Below are 2577 nucleotides of genomic sequence, written 5' to 3'. Positions count from 1 at the left end.
CGGTGCCCGTTCGACGGGCACCGCGCCTCCTTCGCTGTACACTGAACGGCTGCCTGTCGGCAGCACACCACCCGAACGACCAGGAGGCCCAGCGTGGCGAAAGAACGCGGTGAGAAGGTCGTGGCCACGAACCGCCGCGCGCGCCACGACTACACGATCGACACCACCTACGAGGCGGGCATCGTGTTGAGCGGCACCGAGGTCAAGTCGCTGCGGCAGGGGCGGGCGTCGCTGGTCGACGGGTACGCGTTCGTCGACGCCGGCGAGGCGTGGCTCGACGCGGTGCACATCCCCGAGTACACCGAGGGCACCTGGAACAACCACGCGCCCCGACGCAAGCGCAAGTTGCTGCTGCACCGCCACGAGATCGACAAGATCGGGCAGAAGACCAAAGAGGGCGGGTTCACCGTCGTGCCCCTGAAGATCTACTTCAGCGACGGCCGGGCCAAGGTCGAGATCGCCCTCGCCAAGGGCAAGCGAGAGTACGACAAGCGGCAGACGCTCCGAGAGCGCACCGCGACCCGCGAGGCCCAGGCTGCCATGTCGGCTCGCAAGCACCTGGGCGAGTAGCCCACGGCCCTTCGCGGGCACGACCCGACTCGCCGGGCGGGTCACCTCGTTGTATTTCAGATACGCAGCTGGTATTTTAGATTCAGCCGCCGTTCACGGGTGGTCACCCTGTCTGAGGCACGAGTGCCCCGAGCGAAAGAGTCCCACCATGAGAGCTGTCGTCTTCAGCGAGCAGGCCGGCGATCGCCCGTGAGGATCACCTACCTGCACCAGCACTTCCGCACGCCGGGCGAGAACGGCGGCGTCCGTTCGTACCACCTGGCCCGTGCTCTGGCCTCGCGGGGGCACGACGTGCACATCGTCGCGGCGGATCACGACCCCGTGCCGCACCAGGGCTACACGGTCGAGGCGGTCGACGGCCTGCACGTGCACCGCGTCCCGGTGCCGTACGACAACGCCATGGGCCCTCGTCGACGCATCGTGGCCTTCGCCCGGTTCGCCCTCCGGTCCGCGTCCGTCGCGCGGAGGCTCCGGGGCGACGTCGTCATCGCGACGAGCACGCCGCTGACGGTCGCGCTGCCCGGGCTCTGGGCCGTCATGGGGCGCAAGGTCCCCTTCGTCTTCGAGGTCAGGGACCTCTGGCCCGAGGTCCCGATCGCGATGGGGTACCTGCGCAGGCCCGCCGCGGCTCTCACCGCCCGCCTGCTCGAGCGCCTGGCCTACCGGAACGCCGACCGCATCGTGGCGCTGTCCGAGGGCATGGCGGACGGGGTCGTCAAGGCCGGCGGGGCGGCCCACAAGGTCGTCGTCGTGCCCAACATCTCCGACGTCGAGACCTTCCAGGCTCCCGACCCCACCGAGACGACGGTGCTCGATCGCATCCCTGCCCTGGCCGGGCGGCCGATCGTGCTCTACTGCGGCACCTTCGGTCGCGCCAACGGCCTGGCCTACATGGTCGAGCTGGCGCAGGCGGCAGCCCGACAGGGCTCGCCCGTGGCGTTCGTCGCGGTCGGGAAGGGCGCCGAGTACGACCAGGTCGTGCGCCTGGCCGAGCGGCTCGGGGTCTGGCAGTCCAGCTTCTTCGCCCTGCCGCCGGTGTCGAAGAACGAGCTGCCCGCGCTGCTCGCTCGAGCGACGTTCGGCAGCTCGTGGTGGATCGACGTGGCCGAGCTCGAGCACAACAGCGCCAACAAGTTCTTCGACACCCTGGCCGCCGGACGCCCCGTGCTCATCAACCACGGCGGCTGGCAGGCCGACGTGCTGTCCGAGTCGGGGGCGGGGTGGAGCCTGTCACGAGACGCGGACGACGCGATCCGGCAGCTGACCGACATCCTCGAGGGCGACGGGTGCGTCGATCGGGCGGGGGCCGCGGCCCTCGAGCTCGCCGAGCGTGAGTTCTCGCTCGAGTTGCTGGCCCGCCGGTTCGTCACCACGGTCGAGGGGGTCGAGATCCTGCCCCGGGCGCGTGGCCGTCGTCACCGGACGTGCGTGGGGGGCTCAGCCCAGGCCCCGCGACGTCAGGTGGACCAGGAGGCGCGGCGGCCCTATACTGAGAGGCCGCGTCGCGAAGACGCCGGCACCAACGATCCACAACTCAAGAGCGTGTGACGACGGCCCCCTCATGGGGATGATCGGTTTCGACATCGCCTGTGTGCGAACGAGAAGCGGGCCGAGGATCCAGGGTTATCTCGTAAACGATCTCTGGAAAACAATAAGTGCCAATAACAAGCGCACTGACTTCGCTCTCGCTGCGTAAGCAGTAGAGCCACATGGAGTCCGTCAGTCTGGTGACCGCCTTCTAACCAGGTCCTGACGTCATTTAGATGGCTTGCTGTGTGACTACGCCTGAGGGTCACACGGGACTTGCACTCGGGCTGGGCTCGTCGACCTAGAAGCCAGTAGCAAAGGTCGGAGCCGAGCAGAACGTCTCATCTGGCTACGCCCGTAGAATGCGTGCAATCTCAGCGATGGACGGGGGTTCAATTCCCCCCATCTCCACCATCGGTCGTCGTCACACGATCCGCGAACACCGAACGCCCCCGCCTGCTCAGGCGGGGGCGTTCGTGC

The 2577-nt window shown here is 68.3% G+C and carries 2 protein-coding genes and 1 other RNA gene; all 3 read left to right on the top strand.

Features of this window, described 5'->3' with window-relative positions:
- Window positions 1-93 precede the first annotated feature (93 nt).
- The 3 genes from smpB to ssrA all read left to right on the top strand — a co-directional run bounded on the left by smpB (window position 94) and on the right by ssrA (window position 2511).
- On the top strand, window positions 94-570 hold the full coding sequence (gene smpB / locus ASG05_RS03110; RefSeq protein ID WP_056257192.1) for an SsrA-binding protein SmpB: 477 nt from the start codon (window positions 94-96) through the stop codon (window positions 568-570).
- 189 nt (window positions 571-759) lie between these two features.
- On the top strand, window positions 760-2118 hold the full coding sequence (locus ASG05_RS03105) for a glycosyltransferase family 4 protein (RefSeq protein ID WP_056257188.1): 1359 nt from the start codon (window positions 760-762) through the stop codon (window positions 2116-2118).
- A gap of 15 nt (window positions 2119-2133) precedes the next feature.
- Window positions 2134-2511, top strand: a transfer-messenger RNA (tmRNA) gene (gene ssrA, locus ASG05_RS15690).
- The last annotated feature ends 66 nt before the right edge of the window (window positions 2512-2577 follow it).

It is taken from the genome of Frigoribacterium sp. Leaf186 (assembly GCF_001423905.1).
Lineage (GTDB): Bacteria > Actinomycetota > Actinomycetes > Actinomycetales > Microbacteriaceae > Frigoribacterium.
The sequence above is the reverse complement of the archived record's forward strand: the minus strand, read 5'-3'. Positions and strand labels throughout refer to the sequence as shown.